Genomic DNA, 26,383 nt, shown 5'->3' with positions numbered 1-26,383 from the left:
GTTCAAGACCGTACTCAGACGGCCGGGCGCAGCCATTGTATGAGCAACGTGGCGCTGGCCATGCCGAGCAGGGTCATGATGAGAGACCCGCCGACGTGAACGACCACAGTGAGCGAGGCCCACCCCATCTGTCCTTCGCGCAGCAGCGTGGTGACTTCGGCGGAGAACGTGGAAAACGTGGTCAGGCCGCCGAGAAACCCGGTGACGATCAACATCCGCCACTCGACGGGTATCGACGGAAAGTGGCTGAAAAGCGCCACGGCGACGCCGATCAGGTAGCCGCCAATGAGATTGGCGGCCAGCGTGCCGAGGGGGAGCGTCGGCAAGATCGCATTGAACTGTACGCTCAGCGCCCAGCGCAGCAGCGCACCGAGCGCGGCGCCGATGCTGATGGCGAAGACCGAAGCAAACATGGGTGACTCCTCTGCAGCGCGGATGCAGATAAAAAAACGGCCGACCTTTTCAGGCCGGCCGCTCTCGCCTCTCAAGCGAATACTGCGGGCATTGCCATGGGCATGACCACGACACTCAGTCTTTCGGGAACGACGTGGCGCCACCGTGCGCGCCCGACCACTCGGCCGGTGCGTGCAGGAATTTCTCGACTTCGTCGAGCGTCTTCGTGTCGAAGTGATTCTGCTGCTTGGCAACGCGCAGCACGTCCCACCAGGTCGCGAGCGAGTGCAGTTGGACGTCGATGTCCTTGAGCACCTGACGGCTCTCGGGGAAGATGTCGTAGTGGAAGATCACGAACACGTGATTGACGCTCGCACCGGCTTCGCGCAGCGCTTTGCAGAAGTTGATCTTGCTACGGCCGTCGGTCGTCAGATCTTCGACGAGCAGCACGCGCGAACCTTCCGGCAGATCGCCTTCGATCTGCGCATTGCGGCCGAAGCCCTTCGGCTTTTTGCGAACGTACTGCATCGGCAGCATCAGCTTGTCGGCGATCCAGGCAGCGAACGGAATGCCTGCGGTCTCACCGCCAGCGACCGTGTCGAACTGCTCGCAGCCGACGTCCTGAATGATGACGGCCTCGGCGAAGTCCATCAGCGTACGGCGCACGCGCGGGTACGAGATCAGCTTGCGGCAGTCGGTGTAGACCGGGCTGGCCCAGCCCGAGGTGAAGATGTACGGCTTCTCGGCGTTGAAATGCACCGCGCCCACTTCGAGCAGGATCTTGGCGGTGATGTCGGAAATCGCCTGGCGGTCGATGCCAATCATGATGCGGTTCCTTAGCGTAGCTGCCCACCGTGCGGCGTGCAGCCAGGAGTCATGGGTGAGTCGACGGGGTGCCGCAACGCACAGAGCGCCGCAGCCGGACACCGTCTTGGGCGGCGGGTCTGCATGTCTTGCAACGACAGACCGGCGCTTAAACGCGAATTATGCCACACGTTTCGGCAGATGCGCGGTCAATTATGCACTCAGCGTATATTTTCGAGCGCCGAACTACGCGCGGTGTGAGCGCACGGCGCATATCGACCGTCGTCGCCGATAGACGAGTCCAAAAAAAGAGACAGTTGCCGAGCCTTTATGACAGGCATACACTCACGCCGAAAATTCAGCTCCGTCGGACGTGCTCATGCCTAACGATTCCTCGCCCTCTCTTGTCGCCGCGGCTGTGCCGCAAGACACCGCCTACGCGAACCGCGCCCTGTGGGCTTCGGCCATCGGCTATGCCATGGACGGGTTCGATCTGCTGATTCTCGGCTTCATTCTGCCGGCCATTGCGGCCGATCTGGCGCTTACCGGCGCGCAGGCGGGGTCGCTCGTGACCTGGACGCTCGTGGGCGCGGTCGTGGGTGGCATCGTCTTCGGCATGCTCTCCGATCGCTACGGTCGCGTGCGCGTGCTGTCGTGGACGATTCTGCTGTTTGCGGTGTTCACGGGACTGTGCTCGCTCGCGCAGGGGTATTGGGATCTACTGGCGTACCGCACGATTGCCGGCATCGGTTTGGGCGGCGAGTTCGGTATCGGCATGGCGCTTGCGGCGGAGGCTTGCGCACCGGCGCGTCGTGCGCGGGCGTCGTCGTTCGTGGGGCTGGGATGGCAGGCCGGGGTGCTCGCCGCCGCGCTGCTCACGCCGCTGCTGCTGCCGGTCATCGGCTGGCGCGGCATGTTCGCCGTTGGCCTGTTGCCGGCGCTCGTGTCGTTCATCATGCGTCGCACGCTGGGCGAGCCGGAGATGTTCCTCGCGCAACAACGGCAGCCGCGCGAATCCGCGCCGCTCAAGCTATTGGTCAAGGACTGCGCCACCACGCGCGCCAGCCTCGGCGTGGCGATCCTGTGTTCTGTGCAGAACTTCGGCTACTACGGCCTGATGATCTGGATGCCGTCGTATCTCTCGAAGACGTTCGGCTACTCGCTCACCAAGTCGGCCCTGTGGACAGCGGTAACCGTACTTGGCATGGCGTTCGGCATCTGGCTGTTCGGCCGTCTGGCCGATCGCTTCGGTCGCCGTCCGACGTTCATCGGCTATCAGATCGGTGCGGTGGTGATGGTGTTCGTCTACGCGCAGTTGCAGGCGCAGTTCTCCCTGCTGATCGGCGGCGCGGCGATGGGCCTGTTCGTGAACGGCATGATCGGCGGCTACGGCGCGCTCATTTCGGAGCTGTATCCGACCGCCGCGCGTGCCACGGCGCAAAACGTGCTGTTCAACATCGGCCGGGCGGTCGGCGGCTTTGGGCCGCTCACGGTCGGCGCCTTGGCGGCGGCCTATTCGTTCAAAGTCGCACTCGTCTTCCTCGCCGGCATTTACGTGCTCGACATTCTCGCGACGCTGTTCCTGATCCCGGAGCGTCGCGGCGAAGTGCTGCAATAAGGCGCTTCTTGCGCTGAGCGGCACGTACGCCCGGTGCCGTGTGCGGCGTCGATCCGGCGGCGCAAGGTGTACACTTTGCGTCCTGCGGCGCGTCCGGTGCGCCGCAAGTCCCACGGTCCGGCGCGCGCGAGCGCGGCATGCAGGATCGGGGAAGCGGGCGGCTATCACGCCGCCGCGCGGTGAAGCGCTCCGTCGACGACACAATCGCCGAATCCCTCCGGCTGGCGCTTCCCTTGCCGTGATCCGTCAAAAAGATGGCCGAGTCCACGCGTTGTGTCCGCATGCGGCACGGGCCCGGCCGTCGCCCTGTCATTAGGTATCGAGATATGGATGAACAACTGAAACAAAGCGCCCTGGCGTACCACGAGAATCCGCGTCCGGGCAAAATCTCGGTGACACCGACCAAGCCGCTGTCGAACCAGATCGATCTGTCGCTGGCCTACTCCCCCGGCGTGGCCTATGCCTGCGAGGCCATTGCCGAAGACCCGCTCGCGGCCAATCGCTACACGTCGCGCAGCAACCTGGTCGGCGTGATTACCAACGGCACCGCCGTGCTCGGTCTGGGCAACATCGGCCCGCTCGCCGCCAAGCCCGTGATGGAAGGCAAGGGGTGCCTGTTCAAGAAGTTCGCCGGGATCGACGTGTTCGACATCGAACTCGCCGAGCACGATCCGGACAAGCTCGTCGAAGCCATCGCCATGCTCGAGCCGACGCTCGGCGGCATCAACCTTGAGGACATCAAGGCGCCCGAGTGCTTCTACATCGAGAAGAAGCTGCGCGAGCGCATGAAGATCCCGGTCTTCCATGACGATCAGCACGGGACCGCCATCATCGCCTCGGCCGCCATCCTCAACGGCCTGAAGGTCGTGGGCAAGGACATCGGGAAGGTCAAGCTGGTGTGCTCGGGCGCAGGCGCCGCCGCCATTGCCTGCCTGGATCTGCTGGTCAACCTCGGCCTGAAGCAGGAGAACATTCTCGTTCTCGACTCGAAGGGCGTGATTCACACTGGCCGCGACAAGCTCGACGAGAGCAAGGCGCGCTACGCCGTGGCGACCGACGCGCGTACGTTGGCCGACGCCAGCAAGGGCGCCGACGTCTTCCTCGGCTGCTCGACCGCAGGCGTGCTGACCGGCGACATGGTCAAGACGATGGGCACGAAGCCGCTGATTCTCGCGCTGGCCAACCCCGAGCCGGAGATCCGCCCGGAAGTCGCGAAGGCGGCACGTCCGGACTGCATCGTCGCGACCGGCCGTTCGGACTACCCGAATCAGGTCAACAACGTGCTGTGTTTCCCGTTCATCTTCCGCGGTGCACTCGACGTGGGGGCGACCACCATCACGGAAGAGATGAAGCTCGCCACCGTGCGTGCCATCGCCGAACTGGCGCAGGAAGAAGAGCAAAGCGAAGAGGTGGCACGCGCCTATGAAGGCCAGTCGCTCGAATTCGGTCCGGAGTACATCATTCCGAAGCCGTTCGATCCGCGTCTGATCATCAAGATTGCCCCGGCCGTGGCGCAAGCGGCCATGGATTCGGGCGTGGCCACGCGCCCGATCCAGGACATGGACGCCTACCGCGAACAACTCGGCACGACCGTGTATCGCACCGGCTTCATCATGCGTCCGGTGTTCGCGGCGGCGCGTGCCCGCTTCGGCAACGACGCTGCGCGCATCGTGTTCGCCGAAGGCGAAGACGAGCGCGTCTTGCGTGCCGCGCAATTCGTGCTGGCCGAGCGCATCGCCCGTCCGATCATCATCGGACGCCCGGCCGTGGTGGAAATGCGTCTGCAGAAGATCGGCTCGAAGCTCAAGCCGGGTGTCGACTTCGAGATCGTGAACCCGGAAGACGATGCGCGTTATCAGCGTTGCTGGCAGGCGTATCACAACCTTGGCGCGCGTCACGGCGTGACGCCGGAAGTCGCCAAGGCCGCCATGCGCAAGGACAACACGCTGATCGGGGCGATCCTCGTGCACCTGGGCGAAGCCGACGGCATGATCTGCGGCATGATCGAGACGTATCACCGCCATCTGGATGTGGTCGACCAGGTGCTGGGCCGCGCCGCCGGTGTCGAGAACTACGCTGCGATGAACCTGCTGATGCTCGAGAAGCGCAACCTGTTCATTAGCGACACGTACGTCAACGAGACGCCGACCTCGGAGCAACTTGCCGAGATGACCGTGCTTGCCGCGAAGGAAATCGAGCGCTTCGGCATCGCCCCGAAGGTGGCGCTGCTCTCGAACTCGAACTTCGGCAGCGTCAAGTCGGCGTCGGCACAGCGCATGGCCCGTGCCTGCGAACTGCTCCGCGAGCGTGCGCCGACGCTGGAAGTCGACGGCGAAATGCACGGCGACGCCGCATTGTCGGAGACGATGCGCCGCGCCGCGTATCCGGCGTCGCGTCTGTCGGGCGAAGCGAACCTGCTCGTGATGCCGAATGTGGAAGCGGCGAACATCACGTACAACCTGCTCAAGATGACGGGCGGCGAAGGCGTGACGGTGGGCCCGTTCCTGCTCGGCTGTGCCAGGCCGGTTCACATCCTGACGCCGGCCGCCACTGTGCGTCGCATCATCAACATGACGGCTGTCGCTGCGGCCAACGTCACGCGTTGAGCGTCAGGGCGGATCTGTGCGCCGGAGCGATCTCCGGTGCGCAGGTGTCTGCCGGCTATATGCGCGCACATAAAAAATCCCGCCAGTCGCGCATGCGCTGGCGGGATTTTTGTTGCCGTGGCGCCGTCGCTGTCGCCGTTGACGGCGCCGTTGATGTTAAGCGGCCACGCGATGCGAGCCGCCGTCGCGGAATTGCGCGAGCAGCTTCGTCCACTTGATGCGCGTGGCCGCAAGGTTCTGCTCCTTGACGTGCCCGTAGCCGCGAATCTCCTGCGGCAACTCGGCCAGTTGCACGGCGAGCGGCAGATTGTGCTCGTTCAGACCCGACACCAGCTCGTTCACCAGCGTCTCGTACTCGCCGATCAGCGCGCGTTCTGTGCGACGCTCTTGCGTCCGGCCGAAGATATCGAACGCACCACCGCGCAGCCCCTTGAACTTCGCCAGCACGCCGAAGGCTTTCATCATCCACGCGCCGTAGGCTTTCTTGACGAGATGGCCCTTGTCGTCGTGCTTGGAGAGCAGCGGTGGCGCCAGATGAAAGCGCAGGGTGAAGTCGCCCTCGAACTGTTCGTTCAGCTTTTTCATGAACGCCGGGTCGGTATAAAGACGCGCCACTTCGTACTCGTCCTTGTAGGCCATGAGCTTGTAGAGTGCGCGCGCGACCGCTTCGGTGAGCGGCATTTGCGCGCCTTCTTGCGTGAGCGGGGCCTCGGCCGCGCGAACCCGATCCACTGTCTGCTTGAAGCGCTCTGCGTAGGCGCGATCCTGATACGCCACGAGTTGGTCGTAACGGCGCTGGACCAGCATATCGAGCGCGCGTGGCGTGTGCAGCGTAATCAGCTTGCCACCGGCGGCCGAGGCCTCCGGCGTTTCGTTGCGCTGCGCGAGCTTGCGCACGCTTGCCAGATCGTGCGCGGCGCGACGTCCCCATTCGAACGCCTGCTTGTTCTTCTCGATCGCCACCCCGTTCAGTTCGATGGCGCGCATGAGCGCCGCATACGAGAGCGGTACCCAGCCCTTCTGCCAGGCATAGCCCAACACGAACGGGTTGGTGTAGATCGTGTCGCCGAGCAAGCGTAGCGCGAGGTGATTGGCATCGACGAAGTCGACGTTCTCGCCTGCTGCTGCGCGGATATCGTGCTCCGTGCTCGCGCCAGGGAAGCGCCAGTTCGGATTGCGGATGAACTCGGCCGTCGGCGTATGCGCGCTGTTGACCACGATGTTCGTCGCGCCATGCTGCACGCGCGAGAGCGTGTCGTCACTCGCCGTCGTGATGGCGTCGCACCCAATCACCAGGCGGGCGTCGCCCATGGCGATACGCGTGGCGTGAATATCCTCCGGTTGCAGTGCGATCTGCACGTGACTCATGACCGCGCCGCCTTTCTGCGCGAGCCCGGTCACATCGAGCGTGGTAACGCCCTTGTTCTCGAGATGCGCGGCCATGCCGAGCAGGGCGCCGATGGTGACCACGCCCGTGCCGCCCACGCCGGTGACGAGAATGCCGTACGGACGTGTGATGGCAGGCAGCGCCGGTTCGGGCAGCGGTGGCAGGTCGCTGCTGTCGACCTGCGCTGTCTTGGGCTTGCGCAATTGGCCGCCTTCGACCGTCACGAAACTTGGGCAGAAGCCGTTCAGACAGGAGAAGTCCTTGTTGCACGTCGACTGATTGATCTGACGTTTGGTGCCGAACTCCGTTTCCAGCGGCTCCACTGACAGACAGTTCGACTTCACCGAGCAATCGCCGCAGCCTTCGCAGACCGCTTCATTGATGACCACACGCCTTGCCGGATCGGGATACGCGCCGCGCTTGCGACGGCGGCGCTTCTCGGTGGCGCATGTCTGGTCATAGATCAGGATCGACGTGCCTTTCACCAGGCGTAACTCGCGCTGAACGCGGTCAAGTTCGCTGCGATGATAGACGGGCACATCGCCCACGAGCTTCACACCGTCGTACTTCTCGGGCTCGTCCGTCACGATCACGATCTTCGTCGCACCTTCGGAATCGACCTGCGCCACGATCTGCGGCACGGTGAGTGTGCCGTCGACGGGCTGGCCGCCGGTCATGGCGACCGCATCGTTGTACAGAATCTTGTAGGTGATGTTGACCTTCGACGAGATGGCCGCCCGAATTGCGAGCAGGCCCGAGTGGAAGTACGTGCCGTCGCCGAGGTTGGCGAAGATGTGCTCGTCGCAGGAGAACGGTGCTTGTCCGATCCAGGGCACGCCTTCACCGCCCATCTGCGAGAAGGTATCGGTGCGCCGGTCCATCCAAACCGTCATGTAATGACAGCCGATACCGGCGATGGCGCGCGAGCCCTCGGGCACGTTGGTCGACGTATTGTGCGGACAGCCCGAGCAGAACCACGGTTTGCGCTCGACCGCAACGCGCGGTTTGGCGAGCGCCTGCTCCTTCGCGACGATTACGCGCAGCCGTGCGGCGATGCGCTCACGCACGTCGCTCGGCAGCTCGAACTTCTCCAGGCGCGTGGCGATGGCTTTGGCGATCAACGCGGGCGAGAGTTCGTAGTGGGCGGGCAGGAGCCAGTTGGCCATGGGCACCGACCATTCGCCGCCGGCGCCATCCTTTTCGTCGAACTTGCCGTACACGCGGGGGCGCACATCGTCGCGCCAGTTATACAGTTCTTCCTTGATGGCGTATTCGAGGATCTGACGTTTTTCCTCGACCACCAGAATCTCTTGCAGACCTTGAGCGAACGCGCGCGCACCCTGCGCTTCGAGCGGCCACACGCAGCCCACTTTGTACAGACGAATGCCGATACGCGCACACGTGGCTTCGTCGAGCCCCAGGTCGGCGAGTGCCTGGCACACGTCGAGATACGCCTTGCCGCCGGTCATGATGCCGAAGCGCGCATTGGGCGAATCGATCATCACGCGATCCAGCTTGTTCGCGCGTACGTAGGCAAGGCCCGCGTACCACTTGTAGTCGAGCAAACGCGCTTCCTGTACCAGCGGCGGGTCGGGCCAGCGAATGTTCAGGCCGTCGGGCGGCATGATGAAGTCGTTCGGCAGGCAGATGTCGACGTTGTGCGGATCGATCATCACCGACGCCGACGACTCGACCACGTCCGTCACACACTTCATCGCGACCCACAGGCCCGAGTAACGGCTCATGGCCCAGCCATGCAGGCCGTAATCGAGGTACTCCTGCACGTTCGACGGATACAGCACCGGAATGCCGGCTGCCTTGAAGTCGTGTTCGGACTGATGCGCGAGGGTCGAGGATTTTGCCGCATGATCGTCGCCCGCGAGCACCAGCACGCCGCCGTGCTTCGACGAGCCGGCAGAGTTGGCGTGCTTGAGCACGTCCATGGAGCGGTCGACGCCCGGGCCCTTGCCGTACCACATGGCGAAGACGCCGTCGAATTTGGCGGGGTATAGATTGACCTGCTGCGAGCCCCATACGGCGGTGGCGGCGAGGTCTTCGTTCAGACCGGGCTGAAAGACGACGTTATGGCTGGCGAGGTGCTGTTTCGCTTTCCATAGCGACAGATCCAGACCGCCCAGCGGCGAGCCGCGATAGCCCGAAATGAAGCCTGCGGTGTTGAGCCCGGCGGCGGCATCGCGCGCCTGCTGCAACATCGGCAGCCGGACCAGCGCCTGAATGCCGCTCATATAGGCGCGACCGCGCTCGAGCGTGTACTTGTCGTCGAGCGTGACCGATTCCAGCGCGGCCAGCAAGCTCGGATTGACGGGGGCGTTCATGGGGTGTGCTCCTCACTCTCACTGATTTTGGGATCGCCAAAACTTCCTGCCGCGCCCGCTCTCGTGAAGCAGGACGGCAATGGTGAATGCCGGCCTCTGAATATCGCTTACCCGGGTGCTCACTTGCGCGATGTCACCCGGCGAGCGGGGCCGTTTTTCGTAATGCTGCTGCCGGTCGGACTTATGGTAGCACCGGTGTCATGGCGTTGCCTGACGTGCACGGTGACGTTTCATAGGTGCCCGATCGGGGCAGTATAACGAGGATTATGACGTTTACGTAAACGTCATGTTGATGGCGTAAACCCTCGTTTGGTGTTTTCCCCCGGCCGCCCCGCATCGCCGCTTTGCGGCGCAGCGTCGCGAGACAAAAATGCGTTCGGATCTCGCGGCGAAGTGCCCGCGAAGTGCCCGCAATATGCCGGCAATGTGTCTCGATGATGTCGGTAACGGCACGTTTGTCGGCGCCGGCCTACACGCGGGTAACAACGTGTAACGGTGCGGGGTGAGCGGGAACGGACGGCGCAGAATGGCAACTAATGGCTTACCCGACACGTCGGGTACGTACTTAGCGCACCGACATAAGGGTGTGCGTCATAAAGCGATACGTAAGAAGGAGTCACTGTGAATCAACGAAACATCGCCAAATTCCTGCTGGTTTCCGCTTCGTTTCTGACCCTGGAAGTGAGCGTTGCCCGCGCCGACGAAATGGCGCGCGACAAGACGGCCGAACCTACCCCGATTACGCAGCAGCAAACCACGCCAGTGCCGCAGCGTTACGAAGGCCCGCTCGACCAGCGCACGATCGATCCGCGAGAATTCCAGCGCCGCTAGTGCGGTCCGATCCATCACGAGTACGTCGCCGTCAGGCGTCACGCTCCGACCCACCAGGGCACCGCCGCAAAGGGCTGTGCCCTTTTCTTTGGCTGGCGCATCGGCGTTGTAATCTCCTGTAGTCGCAAAATCAGGGCGAAAATTTCCTCAAAATCGATATTTTGCGCAATAATAATGCGCATAAATATCAATAAAGGGGGAGATGTGGCAAAACTGGAACTGGACAAGATCGATCGGCGAATCCTCGCCTTGCTCCAAAGCGACGGCCGATTGTCCAATCTCGAAATTGCCGAGCAGGTGAGGCTCTCGCCCAGCCCGTGCCTGCGGCGCATCCGGCGTCTGGAGGAGGCTGGCGTCATACGCGGCTACGTTGCCTTGCTGGAGCCGACGCGGCTCGGCCTGGGCCTGCTTGCCTACGTCAACGTTCGGCTCGACAAGCGTCATCCCGGCGACGGGCAGGGCGGCTCGGTCATCGAACATTTTCGTAGCGTGGTCGACACCTGGACCGAGGTTGTCGGCTGCTATGCGATGGCGGGCGACATGGACTACCTGTTGCGCGTGCACGTGCGCGACATGGCGCATTTCTCGCACTTCATGCAAACGCAACTGCTCGTGCATCCGAGCGTCGTCGACGTCAAAACAAGCTTTGTACTCGACCAGATCAAGGAGACGACGGCACTACCGCTACCTTAGACCGGCGACGCACGTCATTTTGACGGAGACAAAAAAACCGGCCAATCGGCCGGTTTCATGGGTACATCGACGGGGATTCGCGGCTCAGGCGGCGCGCTGGCGCGGCAGCAATGCGCCGAGCAGACGGCGGGCGTTGCGAAGTTGGCGCTTGACCGTGTAGTCGAATGCGGCCACCTGCTCCTGCATCATTTCCGAGAGCATCGACTGCGTGTCGGCCGGGGGCAGGCTCAAGTAGCCGTCGGCTTCGCCGTAGGCATAATTGATTTCCATACCGGCCTTCTTCGCGATGCGCATCATCCGGGCGTTGCGCGAGAGGCAATGCATGTACAGCGTGTCGACGCACTTGTTGCGGCAGTGGATGGTCGCGCGTTCGAACAGACGCGAGCCGATACCGCGGCCACGGGCCGATTCGAGTACCGAGACGCCGAATTCCGCGACACGGCCGTTCTTGCCTTCCGGCATTTGTGCGACGTGGGCGACCGCGACGAGTGCCAGATTGTCGTCGTAGACGCCGAAGATGCTGTCACGCGAGAAGTCGAGGCTGGCGACGTAGCGGGTGATCACGTCGTCGGTGACGGCCTGGCCGAAACGCAGAAGGCGGTCTTCTTCGCCGAGCGCCACGAAGTGGCGCTGGAGTCGGTGGAGGTCGCCGGAACTCAACTCGCGAATCAGCACGCTCGACCGCTCGTTGGCGGCAACCGTCGCGCGTGCGACGTCGGGCGTGTGGTTCGGGGCAGTCATGGCGCAATCCTTGAGTAATCTTTCGAGCGTGCACTGGGTTGTGCGACGCAAAAGAATTATACCCGATAGGATAGGTAAAAACCCTAGATCACAAGCATTCGACCTGGAGGGAAATGTCTAAGTCGCTGAAGCGCCGCGTCTTTCCTCGGTCTCGCATGAACGTACGCAGTGCGCGGAGTTGCTGCGAAGCAACAAAACGGGGTGATAAATCGCCCCGCTTTGTTGTGAGTGATCGCTTGCTTATCGAGCGCGCGACGGTGTCGGCGCGGCCGGGATGGCGGGTTCGATACCGCCAGGCAAAGGGGTGACGAGTCCGTGTTCGAGCACGGCGATGACCTCATTGGCGAAATCGCGGTAACGCATGCGTCCGCCGGGTTTGAGCCAGGTGAACGTCCAGTTGATCATGCCGAACAGCATCATCGTGAGTGCGGTCTGGTTGTGCTTGGCCACCCGCTCAGGGAATGCGCGAGAGAGTTGGCGCGCAAACGCGGCGACGACGTCACGCTGGCGATTGAGCACGACTTCGCGTTGCTCGTCGTTGAGGAACTTCACGTCGTTGAGCAGCGCGATATGGCGTGTTTGCGATGTCTCGTACTCGTCGAGAAACGCGCGGATCAGCTCGTGGAAGGTATCGCGCTCGGACAACCCGCGGCGCTGGCCCAGCGCCTCGACCTCGGTGACGATCAGCATGAGACGCTTGGTATAGCGCTCGAGCAGATCGAACAGAATGGCGTCCTTGCTCGCGTAGTAGTGATACAGGCGAGCCTTTGACGTGCCGCACGCGGCGGCCAACTCCGACATCGACGTGCTCGGATAGCTCGCGCGGGCGAACGCGTCGGCGGCGACGTCGAGAATCTGTTCGCGCTGCGATTCGTGATCGGGCGCTTTGGTGCGTGCCATAAACGGGGGTTACTCCAGTCGTAGATCGCACGCGGCGGGCGCCGTGGTGTCGCCGCGCAACGCGAGCCGGCCTGCCGCGCCGAGTTCGCGGCAGCGCCACAACAAAAAACTGTCAGTCGCAAAAAAACCTTCGATACGCGGCATCGTCTCGCCGAGAAAAGCTGCCATCGGCGTCCAGGCGACGGGAGCCCGGGCAAGAATCTGGTCGTCGATCTCGGCGAACGTCGCCCCTTCGAACGTGTTGTGCACCCATCGGCGCACTTGCGTGTTCACCTGCTTGAGCGCTCGCCATTCGAGTGACAAACGGCCAATGCGCAACAGCGAGATCGGGGCGATGCGCGCGAATCGCTCAGCCAACACCTCAGGAGAATACATGCCGACGCTGGTGCGTTGTGCGGTGTCCTGCGTCGTGTCGGGGCTCATCAGGTCGCTGCCGCGCAACACGATCTCGTTCAGGCGTGCGGGGGTATTGCGCAACATGAATGCCACGCGCCGCAGCGTGAGCTGGTCCGACGCACTGTCGCCATGCCAGCACACGACTGCGCTCTCAGCTTCAACCAGTCGTTGCAGCGACGCCAGTTCCTCGCGCAGCTCGCCTGCGTAGTCGCGACCGGCAGAGGGAAGCACGCGTTGCCAGAAAGCGGCCCGCTGCCGCTCGTTCTCGTCGATCTCGCGCAGCGGGCCAATAGCCAGATCGTCACGCAGGACAAGCACAGGGTCGGCGCGTTGCGCTTGCGCCATCGCCGCGCGCAACTGCTGTGCGGCGATATCGCCACAGACGACATGGAGGGTATTCATGCCCACTAGTTTACGGTATTCCCGCACCCTCGGGTTGACGCTCCCGTAATGCCGGAAACAATCGGCGCATCGGCGCGATTTCACGCGCGTTCCCACCGCGTTGGCGTGGCGTTCGCCCGACTTGCCAAATGGGCGCAGGGCGCGCCGGGGCGTGTGACGTCAAGCCCCGGACTCGCCGATCAACGTTGGTTCAACGCTCGTCGTAGCTCACTACCACGCGCTCCGTGAGCGGCCGTGCCTGACACGTCAGCACGAAACCCTGCTCGACCTCGTAGTCTTCCAGCGTGTAGTTCTTGTCCATTGCCACTTCGCCTTCGAGCACCTTGGCACGGCATGTGCAGCACACGCCGCCCTTGCACGCGTAGGGCAGCGACAGGCCCGCCGCAAGACCCGTATCCAGAATGCTCTGGCCTTCATACGGCTGACGCAGGCGGCGCTCTTTGCCGTCCATGACGACGACCAGCTCGGCCATCGGTGTGTCGTCCGTGATGACGATCGGTTTCACACCGGCTTGCGGGGAGGGCACGCCAAAGCGCTCGACGTGGATCTTTTCCTTGGTCACACCGGCTGCGGCGAGCGCGGCTTCGGCCGCGTCCATCATCGGGCCGGGGCCGCAGATGAACGCTTCGTCGATGCTCGACGCGGGAATGAGGGTCTCGAGGAAAGCCGTGCACTTGTCTTGATCGAGCAGGCCATTGAACAGCTCGACTTCCTGCGCCTCGTCCGAGAGCACGTGATACAGGCGCAGACGGCCCAGATACGTGTTTTTCAGGTCTTCGAGCGCTTCGGCGAACATGATCGCGGGCACCGAGCGGTTGCCGTAGACCAGCGTGAAATGGCTGTTTGGCTCGGCAGCCAGCGTGGTCTTGATGAGCGCGAGCATGGGCGTGATGCCCGAGCCGCCGGCGAAGCCGACATAGTGCTTCGCGTTGTCCGCCGACAGACGCGTGAAGAAGCGCCCATCCGGCGTCATCACATCGATCTGCTGTCCCGGTGTCAGTTGGTCGTTTGCGAAGTTCGAGAACTTGCCACCCGGCACGCGCTTGATCCCCACACGCAGTTCGCCCGTGGCTTCGTACTCGGGCACCCCGACGCAGATCGAGTAGGAGCGGCGTGCTTCTTCGCCGTCGATCTCGGTCTTCAGTGTGAGGAACTGGCCTTGCGTGAAGCGATAGGCGTCGCGCAACGCGTCCGGCACCGTGAAGGCGATGGAGATGGCGTCGGCGGTCTCGGGCCGGATTTCGCGAATGGTCAGCGAATGGAATTGCGGAGTCGTCATCGTGGGCTTCCTTGCCGCCCGGGCGCGGGTGCCGACGGGAAGCGTGTCGGCATCGCTACGCGCGAAGCGGGATCAGTCGGATCAATCAATAGGGCTTGAAGTAGTCGAACGGTTCACGGCACGTGCGGCAACGGTAATGCGCTTTACAGGCGGTCGAGCCGAAGGCCGATACGACTTCGGTGTCGGCCGAGCCGCAATGCGGGCACGGCACGCCGTCCTTCGGCCGGCCGTAGAACGTGATCTTGCGCGGCGCGTCGGCGGCCACGGCATGCGCGCCGGTGGGCGGGGCAATGCCATAGCCGCGCAGCTTTTCGCGCGCCTCGGGGCTGATCCAGTCCGTCGTCCAGGCGGGCGCGAGCACGGTGGTGACGTGCCATGGGCCGAGACCCGCACGCGTCATGGCCGCGTCGATGTCTTCGGCGATCTGTTGCATCGCCGGACAGCCCGAATACGTTGGCGTAATCACGATCTCGAAAGCCGTGTCGCCGCTGGCAAGCGTGACGACGCGCACATCGCGCAGAATGCCGAGTTCCCGAATGGACACGACCGGGATCTCCGGATCGGGCACCGCTTCGAGTGTCTGCCATGCGAGCGGCAGCGACGCCTCCGAGGCCGGCGTGAGCACGTCGGGCGCAACAGGGGGCGTGAGCGGCAGATTCATGGTCGTATCGACAGTAGACGCGGCAAACGGATTCAACGTAGGCATGATGTGCGCGGCGCCGTGGCTTACCAGTTCGCGCCGGGATGCTGGCGCGCCAGCCCCTGCATCTCGCCGAGCAGATAGCTCATGTGCTCGGAGTGATGGCCGAACTTGCCCGTGCTCTCGAACGCGCCGCCGAGCGGAGCCTCGAGTGTCGCCTCGGCGAGTGCGTCGCTCACGGTGGCTTGCCATGCGCGCTTCAGCGCGGCCATCGCGACGCCCGTGCCGTCGGCGGCGACGGCGTCTTCGAGCGCGTCGGGCTTGAAGATCTCGTTCATGTACGGCATCAGATAGTCGAGCGCAGCCTGCGCGCGACGGTGCGATTCCTCGGTGCCGTCGCCGAAGCGCACGAGCCAGTCGCGCGCGTGATGCAAGTGGTAATGCGCTTCCTTGACGGACTTGGCGGCGATGGCGGCGAGATCGGTATCCGTTGACTGCGTGAGTGCCTGCCATACTTCGACCATCAGGGCCGAGTAGAGGAAGTTACGCACGATGGTCACGGCGTAGTCGCGCTCTGCGGCGGTCGTGCCGGCCGTCGGACCGTAGTGGGGAAGTTCGACGAGCGTCCAGTTGCGGAACGAGAATTCGTCGCGCCAGAAGGCGTAGTCGTCTTCCTGTTTGGCGATGCCGGTGAGACTGGTTTCGACCTTGGCGGCGTGCTGATAGAGCATGCGCGCCTGCCCGATCAGATCGAGGCTCAGGTTGGTGAGCGCGATGTCTTCTTCGAGCACGGGGCCGTGACCACACCATTCCGCGTTGCGCTGACCGAGGATCAGGGCGTTATCGGCGAGGCGCAGCAGATAGGACAAATGTTCCTGCGTCGGTTTCATGTTCTGGGGTCTCGCATGGGGCGCGCCAATCAGCTTGGCGCGCTGCCGCTTACATGTGGTTCACTTCTTCCGGCAACTGGTAGAAGGTCGGATGGCGATAGATCTTGTCGGCGGCCGGATCGAACAGCTCGGCCTTGTCTTCCGGTGCCGACGCGGTGATCGCGGCGGACGGCACGACCCAGATGCTCACGCCTTCCTGGCGGCGCGTGTAGACGTCGCGCGCCATGCGCAGTGCCATTTCGGCGTCGGCGGCATGCAGGCTGCCGCTGTGCTTGTGCTCGAGGCCCATCTTGCTGCGCACGAACACTTCCCAGAGGGGCCATTCCTTGTTGCTTGCTTGCGTCATGATCGTTCCTGATGTCTTGTGAGGGGCTGCCTGTATGCCTGTAGCTCGCTTGGATCGCTCAGGCGGCCTTTTTCTCGGCGCGTTGACGTTGCTTGGCGGCGTGCGCGAGTGCGGCGTCGCGCACCCAGGCGCCTTTCTCGTGGGCGGCCACACGTGTGCCGAGGCGTTCCTTGTTGCACGGGCCTTCACCGCCGACGACGCGCCAGAATTCACTCCAGTCGATCTCGCCGTAGTCGTGTGCCTTGCGTGCTTCGTTCCATTTCAGATCCGGATCGGGGAAGGTCACGCCGAGCACCTTGGCCTGTTCGATGGCGGCGTCGACGAACTTCTGACGCAGATCGTCGTTCGAGATGCGTTTGATGCCCCACTTCATGGTTTGCGCGCTGTGGATCGAGTCCTTGTCGCTCGGGCCGAACATCATCAGCACCGGCCACCACCAACGGTTCACGGCTTCTTGCACCATGTCGCGCTGGGCTTGCGTGCCGCTCATCATGGCGAGCAGGGCGTCGAAGCCCTGGCGCTGGTGGAACGATTCTTCCTTGCAGACGCGGATCATGGCGCGGGCGTACGGGCCGTACGAGCAGCGGCACAGCGGCACCTGGTTCATGATGGCGGCGCCGTCGACGAGCCAGCCGATCACGCCGACATCGGCCCACGTCAGGGTCGGGTAATTGAAGATGCTGGAGTACTTGGCCTTGCCGGCGTGCAGCGCGTCGATCATTTCGTCGCGCGACGAACCGAGCGTTTCGGCGGCGGAATACAGATAGAGGCCGTGGCCGGCTTCGTCCTGCACCTTGGCGAGCAGGATCGCTTTGCGCTTGAGGCTGGGCGCGCGCGAGATCCAGTTACCTTCCGGCAGCATGCCGACGACTTCCGAGTGCGCGTGCTGCGAGATCTGGCGCACGAGCGTCTTGCGGTACTCGGCGGGCATGTAGTCCTGCGGCTCGATCTTGTGATCGGCGGCAACGCGCGCGTCGAAGCGGGCTTGCTGCTGCTGCTCCGCCTCGCTCAGGGCGCGCACGCCCTTGGGGCTGTTGCCGGCCAGATCAATGGCTTGCGTATACATAGAGGAAAGTCTCCGCGGCAGGTGGGGATATGGAATGCATTATAAACCGACCGGCCGGTCGGTCAATAAATGTTTTCCATGAGATGGCGGAGGCGATTGCGCGTGAAGCGCCGAGGCTGGGCGGCCGTCAGCGCTGCGGCTGGCCGAAGTGTGCGCGGTACTGTTGCGGCGACACACCGAAGCGGCGCTGGAACAGTCGGCGCATATTGTGCGGATCGCCGAAGCCGCACTGCCATGCCACGGTCTTGAGCGGTGCGTTGCTGTTCTCCAGCATCACACGCGCCGCATCGATGCGGGCGGCATTCACGAAATCGGCGGGTGTGACGCCCGCGTCGCGCACAAACACACGGGCGAAGTTGCGCACGCTCATGTTCGCCACAGCCGCGAGATCGCCGACCGACAGCGGCTCGGCCAGATGTGCCAGCACATACTGCTGCACTTGTGCGACCGGTGAGGTCGGTTCGACGTATGGCGTGAGGTATGGGCTGAACTGAGACTGCCCGCCCGCGCGCTGCGTGAAGACGACCAGGCGTTTCGCGACGTTGAGCGCCACCTCCGGGCCGTGGTCCTGGGCAAGAAGATGCAACGACAGGTCGATCCCCGCCGTCACGCCTGCGGACGTGACGAGCCCCCCGTCCTGCACGAACAGCCGGTCGACTTCGATGTGCGCGCGGGGTGCGCGCTCGGCGAGCACGTCGACATCGTTCCAGTGTGTGGTCACGCGCTTGCCGTCTAGCAACCCGGCGGCGGCCAGGACCAGTGCGCCGTTGCAGATCGACCCATAGCGACGCGCGCGCGGCACCATGTCGTGCAGCCAGCGATACACGTTCGGCCCGAGCGCGTCGGCGAGCAGCGAGGGGCCACCCGCGACCAGCAGCAGATCGAGATGCCCGCTCACGTCCTGATAGTGGCGGCGCGGCATCAGCGTCATGCCGTTGGAGCAGGCGATGGCCCCGTGCTGCGTGCCGACGACCTCAGTCTGATAGTGATCGCCGGGCAACAGGAAACGGTTGGCTTCCGCGAAGACATCCAGCGGCCCGCTCACATCGAGCGATTGAACGCCGGGAAAAACGAGCAGGGCGACGTGACGGATCATGGGGAGTCGACGAGAGGTAAGCACGCTGGCAGAGATTCGCCGCATTGTGGCAGAAAGCCGTCCATTGGACGGCCTATGTCCGGGCGCTGGCGCGAAGATGCCGCGGGTTGGCGCAAACGGGCTGCTCGCGCCCGGCGGCGGGCGTGGGCGTCGCATGAACAATCGTGGAAGTTGGCGACGGCATGGGCTGTCGCGACGTGCTCCTTGCCCAACGAGAGATTATCGATGCCCAATCAGACCCCTGCTTCGGCGGTTCGCTTTCCAGACGACGCCGCGCTGGCCGAGCGCGTCGGCCCGGCGTTCTCCGTCGACGGCATGCTCATGGCGCGTAACAAGACGCGTGCGGCCATTCGCGAAATTGCGGCGCAGGTGCGCCCCGGCATGGTGGAGGAGGCCGCCGTGGCCATGGCCAACCGTGTCCTCGCCGCCGCCGGGCTGGCGTTGAGCTGGCATCCGACGCGTGTGCGCTTTGGCGTGAACACGCTCAAGGCAATGCGTCAGCCGTCCGCGCCGGGTGTCGTACTCGGCGATAACGATCTGTTCTTCATCGACATCGCCCCGCGCTTCGAAGCCTGGGAGGGCGATGGCGGTGCGACTTTCGTGGCGGGCGATCACGGCAAGTCCACCCTGTACGCACAATACGCCCGTTGCGCGCGCGATGCCGAAGCGCTGTTCCACGACGTGCGCGGCAAGTGGCAGCGCGAAGGCGCGACGGGGCAGGCGCTCTACGCCTACGCCGATGCGGTCGCCAGACGCATGGGCTGGACACTGAACTTCGACCTGCCAGGACACCGCGTGTCGGACTTCCCGCATGCCGCGATCCACACCGGGTCGCTCGCCGATTTCGAAGCGACACCGGCGGCCATGCGCTGGATCCTGGAAATCCACCTGCGCGACCCCCAAGAACGTTTTGGGGCGTTCTTCGAAGACATGCTGCTCGACGACACCTACTATTGATCCCCCGTCTTACGCCGTTGTCGCATACGCACTAGGCGTAGCTATGGCGGCACGAGCGCCACGTCGTGCCTGGTCCCCGTTTGCTATACTGCGAACGATTCTCATTTGCAAATCGGGTGCCTGAGCCTTGCGGCCACACCTGGCCAGGGGACAGGAGGGGCGCATGCCTGCCGACGACACGCTGCAGGGACTCTACAACGACCATCACGGCTGGCTGCACGGCTGGTTGCATCGCAAGACCGGCTGTTCGCACCGCGCGGCCGATCTGGCGCACGACACGTTCGTGCGTCTGCTCGAACGCGAGCCGCCGCGCATGCTGGCCTCGCCGCGCGCGTTCCTGAGCACGGTCGCCCAGCGCGTGCTCTACAACCATTGGCGTCGCGAGCAGATCGAGCGTGCCTATCTCGACGCGCTCGCGCAACAGCCCGAGGCGTTTGCGCCGTCGCCCGAAGTCGGGGCCATCGTGCTTGAAACGCTGCTCGAGATCGACCGCTGCCTCGACGGGCTGCCCGCCCTCGTCAAGCGCGCGTTCTTGCTGGCACAGCTCGACGGGCTGACGCACGTCGAAATCGCTGCGGCACTCGACATTTCCCTGGCGACGGTGAAGCGCCATCTGGTGCGCGCCGGCACGCAGTGTTTTTTTGCGATGGGGGCTCAATGACGCGGGCCGAGGTTTCCCCGCCAAGCGTTGGCGGCTTCGACGCCGGCATTGCACGGGAGGCCGTCGAATGGTGGATGACGTTGCACGGCGGGAACCCCACCGAGGCGCTGCGAGAGGCCTGCATCCGTTGGCGCGAGGCCCATCCTGAGCATGAGCGCGCGTGGCGGCACATCGAAAATGCCGACCGCCGCATGCGGCACGTGTCCGGCACGCTCGGCGCGGCCATCGCGCAGGCCGCGCTTTGCGCACCGCGTTCGCGCGGACGTCGCATGGCAGTGAAGGCGATCGCCGGGACGCTGTTCGCGGGTACCGGGGCCTGGGTCGCGAGCGATCCGCTGGCCGTCCAACGGCTGCGTGCCGACGCGCGTACTGGCGTGGGCGAGCGTCGCACGCTGTACCTTGCCGACGGCACGAGGCTGGTTCTCAACACGCGCAGCGCCGTGCGCGTGTCGATGGACGGCGACGTGCGGCGCATCGCACTCGTCGATGGCGAAATCATGGTCACGACCGGCAAGGATGCCGGCCACAGGCCGCCGAGACCGCTCGTCGTGGTCACGGCGCAGGCGGCGCTGCAGCCGATGGGAACGCGCTTCGCGGTGCGTCAGGCCGAGCCGGAGGGCGGTGGCGCTACGGTCCAGGTATTCGAGGGCGCAGTGCGCGTAATCGCCACGACAAAGGCTGACCGCGCGGCCGGAGCGCGGATCGTCCACGCTGGCGAGCAGACACAGGTCAAGTCTCGCGAGGTGGCTTCGGTGACACCGCTCGCGCTGGGCGATGGCGCGTGGGCCGACGGCATGCTCGTCGCCGTCGACATGCGTCTCGATGCGTTTCTCGCCGAGCTGTCGCGTTATCGCCGTGGGTATTTGCGCTGTGCGTCTGCCGTGGCGGCGTTACGGGTGTCCGGCACGTATCCGCTGGCCGATACCGACGCGATTCTGGCCGTATTGCCGTACGCGCTGCCCGTATCGGTGGCGTCGGTGACGCGCTACTGGGTGACGGTTGGGCCGCGTGGCTGACGGGGCTGCGGCATGCGTCGGATTTTTGTCCGGTCAGTGAGCTGTTTCGCCGGTCTCGCGTGACAAGGGAAGTGAAACCTTCTTCTCTCCCTTGCCTGAACCGGATCTCACATCATGGCCGTCGCTTTTCCCGAATTTTCACGCATCGCTCGCCGTCATGGCGCGCGTGGCCCTTGCGCAGGGCGCCGCCGTAGGGTTTGCGTTGCCGTCGCGATGACTGTCGCGTCGGCGCTTGGGGCTGGCGCGGCGCATGCACAGTCGTCGGATCGCGCGCAGGCAGATGCGCACGTCGCGGCCGGTGCCGCCGCGCGCGTTTATGACATTCCGGCGGGCTCGCTCGACGCCGTGCTGACACGCTTCGGACGCGAAGCCGGCATTCTTCTCACGTATGCGCCTGCGCTTGCAGCGGGACGTCGAAGCGCCGGCGTGCAAGGCCGTTTCGACGTGCCGGAGGCCTTTGATCGACTGCTTGCCGGCACCGGGCTGGCCGCTTCGGCGCGGGGGGGCGGTTACACGCTGGCGGCGAAGGGGGCGCCGGTTGCAGCAGTGATCGCGGCGGGCGGGGGTGTCGGCGATGTGGCGTTGCCGGCGACGCAGGTGCAGGCGCAGGCCTGGACCGACGCCTATCGCGCGCCGGTCGACGCCAACGTGTCGCGCACCGACGCCCCCCTCCTAGACATCGCGCAGGCCATCAATGTGGTGCCGCAACAGGTGCTCGCCGATCAGCGCGCCCGTCAGCTCGACGACGCGCTGATCAACGTGAGCGGCATCGTCCAGGGCAATACGCTGGCGGGCACGCAGGACACGTTGCTCAAGCGCGGCTTCGGCGGCAATCGTGACGGTTCGATCATGCATAACGGCATGCCGCTCGTGCAGGGCCGTGGGCTCAATGCGAATGCGGACTCGGTCGAGGTGCTCAAGGGGCCGACGTCGCTGCTGTACGGGATCATGGACCCGGGCGGCGTGATCAATGTGGTGAGCAAACGCCCGCTGCTCAAGGCGTACACGGCCGTGAGCGTAGCCGGTACGACGTACGGGCATGGTAAGAACGGCGTGGAGGAAACGCTCGATACGACGGGGCCCATTGGCGACACGGGTTTGGCGTATCGGCTCGTTGTGGACCAGAACAACCAGCAGTATTGGCGCAGCTTCGGCGCGCAGCGCGAGACACTGGTTGCGCCAACGCTTGCCTACTACGGACGCGACACGCAGGTAGTGCTCTCATACGAGTACCGCAACTTCCTCACGCCGTTCGATCGCGGCACCGTGATCGATCCTACGACGAACAAGCCGCTGGCGATCTCGGCGCGCGAGCGTCTGGACGATGTGCACAACGAGATGACCGGCCAGTCGCATCTGGCGCAGATAACGCTCGATCATCAACTCAATGCCGACTGGAAGGCGCATTTCGGCTACAGCTACAACACCGAGACTTATGACGCGGGGCAGTTGCGCGTGAATGGCATCAACACGAAAACGGGGGTGATCTCGCGAAGCAACGATGGCACGCGCGGTTCGGACAGCACCGACAGCTATGGCATTGCCTATCTCGACGGCCGGATGCAACTGGCTGGCATGCGCCACGATCTGCAATTCGGGGGCGACTGGGAGTACCGACGGATTTACCGTCGCGATCTGATCCGGCAAGCGTCGACGTGCACGTTTTCCTATTTGAATCCGGTCTATGGCTGCGAGGCGATCGCGACGACCGTCTCCGCCGGCGACAGCGATCAGACCGATACGCTGCACGATGCGTCGCTCTTCTTTCAGGATGCTATCCATGTGACCGACCGCTGGATCGTAGTCGCGGGGATGCGTCTGCTGACTTACCGTCAATTGGCGGGAAAGGGGCGCCCGTTCAAGGTCAATACGGATATCGCCGATTCGAAGTGGCTGCCACGCGCGGGTGTCGTCTATAGGGCGACAGACTATTTGTCGCTGTATGGGAGCTATTCGGAGTCGCTCAAGCCGACGTCGACTATCGCGCCGCTGTCGTCTGGCGTGGTGATCGATTCGAGCGTTGCGCCGGAGCACGCCAAATCGTACGAAGTCGGGGCAAAGCTCGATATGCCGAACGGCTTGAGCGGCACGCTGGCGGTGTTCAACATCGACAAGCGCAACGTGTTGGTGTCGCAGTTCAACGACGCGACCAAGGCCGTCGACTGGCGCACGTCGGGGGCGGCACGCTCGCGCGGCGTCGAGCTCGATGTGTCGGGGCGTATCGGGCGGCGCTGGAATGTGATGGCCAGCTATGCGTTTATCGACGCGAAGACCACGGACGATCCGCTCTATACCGGCAATACGCTGGCGAACGTGGCGCGTCACACGGCGTCGGTGGCCGGCGTCTATGACTGGGGGCCGTTGCCGGGCGACGGTAGTGGCCATCTGCGCCTCGGAGCGGTGGGGCGTTACGTTGGTGCGCGTCCAGGGGACTCGGCCAACAGCTTCACGTTGCCGGCGTACTTCGTTGCCGACGTGTTTGCCACATACGACACGAAAGTCGGCCGTCATCCGGTGCATTACCAGTTGAACGTCAAGAACATATTCAACAAGACGTATTACCCGTCGAGTGCGAGCCGGTATTTCGTCGCCGTGGGCGATGCGCGTTCGGCCACGCTGTCGGCGACGTTGGCGTTCTGACCGGTCGACGTGCGCATCGGGGGGGGGGGGAGTGCGAGAGGCAGTGGCTGTGCGTCTTGGGGTTGTTGCGTGAGAGACTGCCGTGGCGGCGTGGCGGCGTGGCGGCGTCTACGTTTGCGAGGGGGCGTGCGGGGGAGCGTGCTTGGCTCAGAGCAGGTTATCGCTTGGCAGCAGTGTGAAGGCGCCTGCCACCGAGTTGCGCCAGAAAGACGCATAGGGCTCGACGTCGAACGTACGCGGCTGGCCGTTTTCCTCCCCCACCCAGCGCAGCGCGGGCATGGTCGGCGGCGTGGGCGTGGGCGGTGTTGTGCCCGGCGGCAGCAGTTCGACCCGGAAGCTGGCGTTTGGCGACGCTGCCCGGTCGAAGATCTGCGCCATGTGTTCGGCGAAGTCGGGACTGTGGATCACGATCGCCAACTCGGTGTTCAGGCGCACCGAGCGTGGGTCCAGATTGAACGAACCCAGGATAACGTCGCGCCGATCGATGATGTACACCTTGCCGTGCAGGCTCGCGCGCGAGGAGCCACCGAACGTGATGCGGCGCGAGCGTGACGCGGTGTTGGCGGTGCGGATCGGTTTGAATTCGTACAGTTCGATGCCGGCTTTTAATAGGGCAGGGCGATAGCGGGCGTAGCCAGCGTGGACCGGGACAACGTCTGTTGCGGCGAGGGAATTCGTTAGCACGCGCACTTTGACGCCGCGTTTCGTGAGCATCGAGAGGAATTGGACGCCGCCGTCCAGCGGCACGAAGTAGGGCGAGATGATCAGCACTTCGCGCTGGGCTTTCGCTGCGAGTTGGCGGAGCTTTTCGCCGGGAGCGCTCCGGGTTTCGGCGGCGGGGGAGTCCAGCTTGTCGGGGGTGTCGGCGGCAAGTTCTGCGGGTGCCCAGAAGAGCGGGCGCGAGCCGTTGCGCAGGGCGTCGGCGAGCACGGGTTGATGTAGCGCGCCGTGACCGGCGGGCATGCCGTCGGCGTCACGCCAGTGCTGGGCCAATGCGTCGCGGGTAGTGTCGAGCGTTGCCTTGTCGATCGTCGACTGTATCTGGCTAAGCGGATAGGACTGAGGGCTTGTCCAGAAGTGGTCAAAGCTACGGGAGACGGCGTCGACGACTGGCCCGGCACAGAGCAGATCGAAGTCGCGGAAGGAGATATCCGGATTGGCGTCGAAATATTCGTCGCCCAGATTGCGTCCGCCCACGATGGCCAACTGGTTATCGGCGATGAGCGCCTTGTTGTGCATTCGGCGGTTGAGTTGATCGAACTGAGTGAGCAGGTTGCCTGCGCGTTCGAAGAGCGTGGTTTCGAGGGTGCCGAACGGATTGAAGACTCGGATCTCGATGTTGGGATGGCGGTCGAGCAATGCAAAGGCGGGGTCGGTATGGCGGCGGTTGATATCGTCGACCAGCATGCGAACGCGCACGCCCCGGTCGGCCGCGTTGATCAGCGACTGGAGCAGGAGGCGGCCGGTGATGTCATCCCCGGCGCTGTAGTACTGAACGTCCAGACTATGCTGCGCTGCCTGAACGAGTGCGAGGCGGGTGGTGAAGGCGGCGGAGCCCGACGCCAACAGTTGGAAGCCGGATTGACCGGGGTGGGCGCGCACAGCGGGGGCGAGGGCGTTGGCGAGCGTGCCGGGCGCGGCGGCTGGCGTATGGGTTGTCCATTGCGAGGGTTCGGGGAGCGGCCGCACTGTGCTGCAGGCGGCGACGGTGAGCGCGAGCGGGACAAGCCGAATCAAGCGCCATACGACGCAAGACAGAGGCGACCGGAAGACGCGCGAAAGAAACATCCCGAACGCTCCAACAGGGATACAAAGGGAAGAGACATTGATGCCGGCGCCGCATTCCCATATAGACAAGCCTCTGGGAAGCATATGCGATTTCATTGTTTGCGTCGCTGAGGGTGTCAGAGATTCCGTGCTCAAGGTGGATTGAGAGTCACTCGGATGGTCGAACGAATCGATCCGCGCAAACGATAGCGAATGGGTTCATTGCTGTCTTCCAGTCCTTGGCTGCGCGCCCTCAATCAGCCGTAGTATTGCGCAGCGCCAGGCAGATGCGTTTGGTTGCGGCATCACCGCGCGGGAAGTGCCCGCGAGTCTTGATGACCTTACGAAGTTGCGAGTTGATGCTCTCAGCGGCGTTGGTCGTATAGATCACCTTGCGTCGCAGGGAGGCCCTCGGATACGAGGAGTTCGCCTGCCGCCTCCCGCCTCCCACCTCCCACCTCCCGCCTCCCACCTCCCGCCTCCCACCTCCCACCTCCCACCTCCCACCTCCCACCTCCCACCTCCCACCTCCCACCTCCCACCTCCCACCTCCCACCTCCCACCTCCCACCTCCCCGCCGCCTTTCCTGCCGCTACTTGCGTTGTGCATTAATCGACGCGCGTGGGGCGAACGCCCTGTCTTGGTGGCGCGCTCCGCCCCTTTTCAAAATATTTTCACAAAGGGGTTGCAACGGTTCGGGGTTTTCACTAATATCTCGTCTCTCGCAACGACGGCGACGCAGCGCAAGCAGCGAAGCGGTTGGGGCGACGGGCTGGAAAGCCCGGTGGTTAGTGGTTTTGACGTTTGTGAGTCGCTCCGGCGGCGAGCGAGAAAAGCGAAAAAACTGTTGACGACGACGAGAAGCTGCGACATAATCTTGCTTCTCTGCTGCAGATGCAGCGACGCAGAAAACGAAGC

General features: G+C 64.1%; 23 protein-coding genes and 1 pseudogene. 8 read left to right on the top strand and 16 right to left on the bottom strand.

Features of this window, described 5'->3' with window-relative positions; all coding sequences use genetic code 11:
• Window positions 1–14: 14 nt before the first annotated feature.
• Complete coding sequence (gene crcB / locus ACE3UG_RS19585) at window positions 15–413, bottom strand: fluoride efflux transporter CrcB (RefSeq protein ID WP_374627009.1); 399 nt, start codon at window positions 411–413, stop codon at window positions 15–17.
• A gap of 115 nt (window positions 414–528) precedes the next feature.
• Entirely contained in the window at window positions 529–1,218 is a 690-nt protein-coding gene (locus ACE3UG_RS19580; protein WP_010806896.1) for an orotate phosphoribosyltransferase, read from the bottom strand.
• Window positions 1,219–1,576: 358 nt separating this feature from the next.
• On the opposite strand from ACE3UG_RS19580, the gene ACE3UG_RS19575 reads away from it, so the two are divergent.
• Together ACE3UG_RS19575 and ACE3UG_RS19570 are read left to right on the top strand one after the other, a co-directional pair.
• A complete protein-coding gene (locus tag ACE3UG_RS19575) occupies window positions 1,577–2,815 on the top strand; it encodes an MFS transporter (protein ID WP_374627006.1) in 1,239 nt (412 codons plus the stop codon).
• Window positions 2,816–3,141: 326 nt separating this feature from the next.
• Window positions 3,142–5,421, top strand: a complete 2,280-nt coding sequence (locus ACE3UG_RS19570; protein ID WP_374627004.1) for an NADP-dependent malic enzyme — start codon at window positions 3,142–3,144, stop codon at window positions 5,419–5,421.
• A gap of 156 nt (window positions 5,422–5,577) precedes the next feature.
• Here ACE3UG_RS19570 and ACE3UG_RS19565 read toward each other — a convergent pair whose 3' ends face one another.
• Complete coding sequence (locus tag ACE3UG_RS19565; protein WP_374627002.1) at window positions 5,578–9,144, bottom strand: indolepyruvate ferredoxin oxidoreductase family protein; 3,567 nt, start codon at window positions 9,142–9,144, stop codon at window positions 5,578–5,580.
• 621 nt (window positions 9,145–9,765) lie between these two features.
• Between ACE3UG_RS19565 and ACE3UG_RS19560 the strand changes: the two genes are divergently transcribed.
• Entirely contained in the window at window positions 9,766–9,975 is a 210-nt protein-coding gene (locus tag ACE3UG_RS19560) for a hypothetical protein (RefSeq protein ID WP_374627000.1), read from the top strand.
• Between the two features lie 38 nt (window positions 9,976–10,013).
• Here the strand turns inward: ACE3UG_RS19560 and ACE3UG_RS19555 are convergent, their stop codons facing one another.
• On the bottom strand, window positions 10,014–10,157 hold the full coding sequence (locus ACE3UG_RS19555) for a hypothetical protein (RefSeq protein ID WP_374626998.1): 144 nt from the start codon (window positions 10,155–10,157) through the stop codon (window positions 10,014–10,016).
• A 22-nt stretch (window positions 10,158–10,179) separates the two neighbouring features.
• On the opposite strand from ACE3UG_RS19555, the gene ACE3UG_RS19550 reads away from it, so the two are divergent.
• Complete coding sequence (locus ACE3UG_RS19550) at window positions 10,180–10,668, top strand: Lrp/AsnC family transcriptional regulator (RefSeq protein WP_374626996.1); 489 nt, start codon at window positions 10,180–10,182, stop codon at window positions 10,666–10,668.
• Window positions 10,669–10,752: 84 nt separating this feature from the next.
• Here ACE3UG_RS19550 and ACE3UG_RS19545 read toward each other — a convergent pair whose 3' ends face one another.
• The 9 genes from ACE3UG_RS19545 to ACE3UG_RS19505 form a co-directional block, all read right to left on the bottom strand.
• On the bottom strand, window positions 10,753–11,409 hold the full coding sequence (locus tag ACE3UG_RS19545) for a GNAT family N-acetyltransferase (protein ID WP_374626994.1): 657 nt from the start codon (window positions 11,407–11,409) through the stop codon (window positions 10,753–10,755).
• A 240-nt stretch (window positions 11,410–11,649) separates the two neighbouring features.
• The gene (locus tag ACE3UG_RS19540) at window positions 11,650–12,309 is read right to left on the bottom strand and encodes a TetR family transcriptional regulator (protein ID WP_374626992.1); all 660 of its coding nucleotides are present in this window, start codon (window positions 12,307–12,309) and stop codon (window positions 11,650–11,652) included.
• A 9-nt stretch (window positions 12,310–12,318) separates the two neighbouring features.
• The gene (locus ACE3UG_RS19535; protein WP_374626990.1) at window positions 12,319–13,107 is read right to left on the bottom strand and encodes a DUF1835 domain-containing protein; all 789 of its coding nucleotides are present in this window, start codon (window positions 13,105–13,107) and stop codon (window positions 12,319–12,321) included.
• 190 nt (window positions 13,108–13,297) lie between these two features.
• Window positions 13,298–14,386, bottom strand: coding sequence for a 1,2-phenylacetyl-CoA epoxidase subunit PaaE (gene paaE / locus ACE3UG_RS19530; RefSeq protein ID WP_374626988.1), 1,089 nt, complete (start codon window positions 14,384–14,386; stop codon window positions 13,298–13,300).
• Window positions 14,387–14,471: 85 nt separating this feature from the next.
• Entirely contained in the window at window positions 14,472–15,047 is a 576-nt protein-coding gene (gene paaD, locus ACE3UG_RS19525) for a 1,2-phenylacetyl-CoA epoxidase subunit PaaD (RefSeq protein WP_374627066.1), read from the bottom strand.
• Window positions 15,048–15,112: 65 nt separating this feature from the next.
• On the bottom strand, window positions 15,113–15,916 hold the full coding sequence (gene paaC, locus ACE3UG_RS19520; RefSeq protein ID WP_374626986.1) for a 1,2-phenylacetyl-CoA epoxidase subunit PaaC: 804 nt from the start codon (window positions 15,914–15,916) through the stop codon (window positions 15,113–15,115).
• A gap of 49 nt (window positions 15,917–15,965) precedes the next feature.
• Window positions 15,966–16,262 carry a 1,2-phenylacetyl-CoA epoxidase subunit PaaB gene (paaB, locus tag ACE3UG_RS19515; protein WP_039406438.1) on the bottom strand — a complete coding sequence of 99 codons (297 nt, stop codon included), beginning with the start codon at window positions 16,260–16,262 and terminating at the stop codon, window positions 15,966–15,968.
• A 58-nt stretch (window positions 16,263–16,320) separates the two neighbouring features.
• Complete coding sequence (gene paaA, locus ACE3UG_RS19510; RefSeq protein WP_374626984.1) at window positions 16,321–17,328, bottom strand: 1,2-phenylacetyl-CoA epoxidase subunit PaaA; 1,008 nt, start codon at window positions 17,326–17,328, stop codon at window positions 16,321–16,323.
• A 127-nt stretch (window positions 17,329–17,455) separates the two neighbouring features.
• Entirely contained in the window at window positions 17,456–18,421 is a 966-nt protein-coding gene (locus tag ACE3UG_RS19505; protein WP_374627064.1) for a GlxA family transcriptional regulator, read from the bottom strand.
• A gap of 228 nt (window positions 18,422–18,649) precedes the next feature.
• Between ACE3UG_RS19505 and ACE3UG_RS19500 the strand changes: the two genes are divergently transcribed.
• The 4 genes from ACE3UG_RS19500 to ACE3UG_RS19485 all read left to right on the top strand — a co-directional run bounded on the left by ACE3UG_RS19500 (window position 18,650) and on the right by ACE3UG_RS19485 (window position 23,698).
• A complete protein-coding gene (locus ACE3UG_RS19500; RefSeq protein ID WP_374626982.1) occupies window positions 18,650–19,381 on the top strand; it encodes a M24 family metallopeptidase in 732 nt (243 codons plus the stop codon).
• Between the two features lie 163 nt (window positions 19,382–19,544).
• The gene (locus tag ACE3UG_RS19495) at window positions 19,545–20,042 is read left to right on the top strand and encodes a sigma-70 family RNA polymerase sigma factor (protein ID WP_374626980.1); all 498 of its coding nucleotides are present in this window, start codon (window positions 19,545–19,547) and stop codon (window positions 20,040–20,042) included.
• Window positions 20,039–21,058, top strand: a complete 1,020-nt coding sequence (locus tag ACE3UG_RS19490) for a FecR domain-containing protein (RefSeq protein WP_374626978.1) — start codon at window positions 20,039–20,041, stop codon at window positions 21,056–21,058. Before ACE3UG_RS19495 ends, ACE3UG_RS19490 begins: the two co-directional genes overlap by 4 nt.
• A 114-nt stretch (window positions 21,059–21,172) precedes the next feature.
• A complete protein-coding gene (locus ACE3UG_RS19485; RefSeq protein ID WP_374626976.1) occupies window positions 21,173–23,698 on the top strand; it encodes a TonB-dependent siderophore receptor in 2,526 nt (841 codons plus the stop codon).
• A gap of 147 nt (window positions 23,699–23,845) precedes the next feature.
• On the opposite strand, the gene ACE3UG_RS19480 is transcribed toward ACE3UG_RS19485, so the two are convergent.
• The 3 genes and pseudogenes from ACE3UG_RS19480 to ACE3UG_RS19470 form a co-directional block, all read right to left on the bottom strand.
• On the bottom strand, window positions 23,846–25,486 hold the full coding sequence (locus ACE3UG_RS19480; protein WP_374626974.1) for a phosphatidylserine/phosphatidylglycerophosphate/cardiolipin synthase family protein: 1,641 nt from the start codon (window positions 25,484–25,486) through the stop codon (window positions 23,846–23,848).
• Between the two features lie 148 nt (window positions 25,487–25,634).
• Window positions 25,635–25,862: pseudogene (locus tag ACE3UG_RS19475) on the bottom strand (transposase); the annotation flags it as partial.
• A 195-nt stretch (window positions 25,863–26,057) separates the two neighbouring features.
• A partial coding sequence (locus ACE3UG_RS19470) for a hypothetical protein (protein WP_374626972.1) occupies window positions 26,058–26,383 on the bottom strand: 326 nt, incomplete at its 5' end.

The sequence above is a fragment of the Pandoraea sp. genome (assembly GCF_041919235.1).
Classification (GTDB): Bacteria; Pseudomonadota; Gammaproteobacteria; order Burkholderiales; family Burkholderiaceae; genus Pandoraea.
This window is presented reverse-complemented; position numbering and strand designations above follow the sequence as displayed.

Excerpts from the sequence above, each read along its gene's own strand:
- crcB (WP_374627009.1), bottom strand. The coding sequence starts at position 413 with ATGTTTGCTTCGGTCTTCGCCATCAGCATCGGCGCCGCGCTCGGTGCG.
- ACE3UG_RS19555 (WP_374626998.1), bottom strand. The coding sequence starts at position 10,157 with ATGCGCATTATTATTGCGCAAAATATCGATTTTGAGGAAATTTTCGCC.
- ACE3UG_RS19540 (WP_374626992.1), bottom strand. The coding sequence starts at position 12,309 with ATGGCACGCACCAAAGCGCCCGATCACGAATCGCAGCGCGAACAGATT.
- ACE3UG_RS19480 (WP_374626974.1), bottom strand. The coding sequence starts at position 25,486 with ATGTTTCTTTCGCGCGTCTTCCGGTCGCCTCTGTCTTGCGTCGTATGG.
- ACE3UG_RS19490 (WP_374626978.1), top strand. The coding sequence starts at position 20,039 with ATGACGCGGGCCGAGGTTTCCCCGCCAAGCGTTGGCGGCTTCGACGCC.
- paaE (WP_374626988.1), bottom strand. The coding sequence starts at position 14,386 with ATGACGACTCCGCAATTCCATTCGCTGACCATTCGCGAAATCCGGCCC.
- paaC (WP_374626986.1), bottom strand. The coding sequence starts at position 15,916 with ATGAAACCGACGCAGGAACATTTGTCCTATCTGCTGCGCCTCGCCGAT.
- ACE3UG_RS19580 (WP_010806896.1), bottom strand. The coding sequence starts at position 1,218 with ATGATTGGCATCGACCGCCAGGCGATTTCCGACATCACCGCCAAGATC.
- ACE3UG_RS19485 (WP_374626976.1), top strand. The coding sequence starts at position 21,173 with ATGGCCGTCGCTTTTCCCGAATTTTCACGCATCGCTCGCCGTCATGGC.
- ACE3UG_RS19500 (WP_374626982.1), top strand. The coding sequence starts at position 18,650 with ATGCCCAATCAGACCCCTGCTTCGGCGGTTCGCTTTCCAGACGACGCC.
- paaD (WP_374627066.1), bottom strand. The coding sequence starts at position 15,047 with ATGAATCTGCCGCTCACGCCCCCTGTTGCGCCCGACGTGCTCACGCCG.
- ACE3UG_RS19545 (WP_374626994.1), bottom strand. The coding sequence starts at position 11,409 with ATGACTGCCCCGAACCACACGCCCGACGTCGCACGCGCGACGGTTGCC.
- ACE3UG_RS19495 (WP_374626980.1), top strand. The coding sequence starts at position 19,545 with ATGCCTGCCGACGACACGCTGCAGGGACTCTACAACGACCATCACGGC.
- ACE3UG_RS19570 (WP_374627004.1), top strand. The coding sequence starts at position 3,142 with ATGGATGAACAACTGAAACAAAGCGCCCTGGCGTACCACGAGAATCCG.
- ACE3UG_RS19565 (WP_374627002.1), bottom strand. The coding sequence starts at position 9,144 with ATGAACGCCCCCGTCAATCCGAGCTTGCTGGCCGCGCTGGAATCGGTC.
- ACE3UG_RS19535 (WP_374626990.1), bottom strand. The coding sequence starts at position 13,107 with ATGAATACCCTCCATGTCGTCTGTGGCGATATCGCCGCACAGCAGTTG.
- ACE3UG_RS19575 (WP_374627006.1), top strand. The coding sequence starts at position 1,577 with ATGCCTAACGATTCCTCGCCCTCTCTTGTCGCCGCGGCTGTGCCGCAA.
- paaA (WP_374626984.1), bottom strand. The coding sequence starts at position 17,328 with ATGTATACGCAAGCCATTGATCTGGCCGGCAACAGCCCCAAGGGCGTG.
- paaB (WP_039406438.1), bottom strand. The coding sequence starts at position 16,262 with ATGACGCAAGCAAGCAACAAGGAATGGCCCCTCTGGGAAGTGTTCGTG.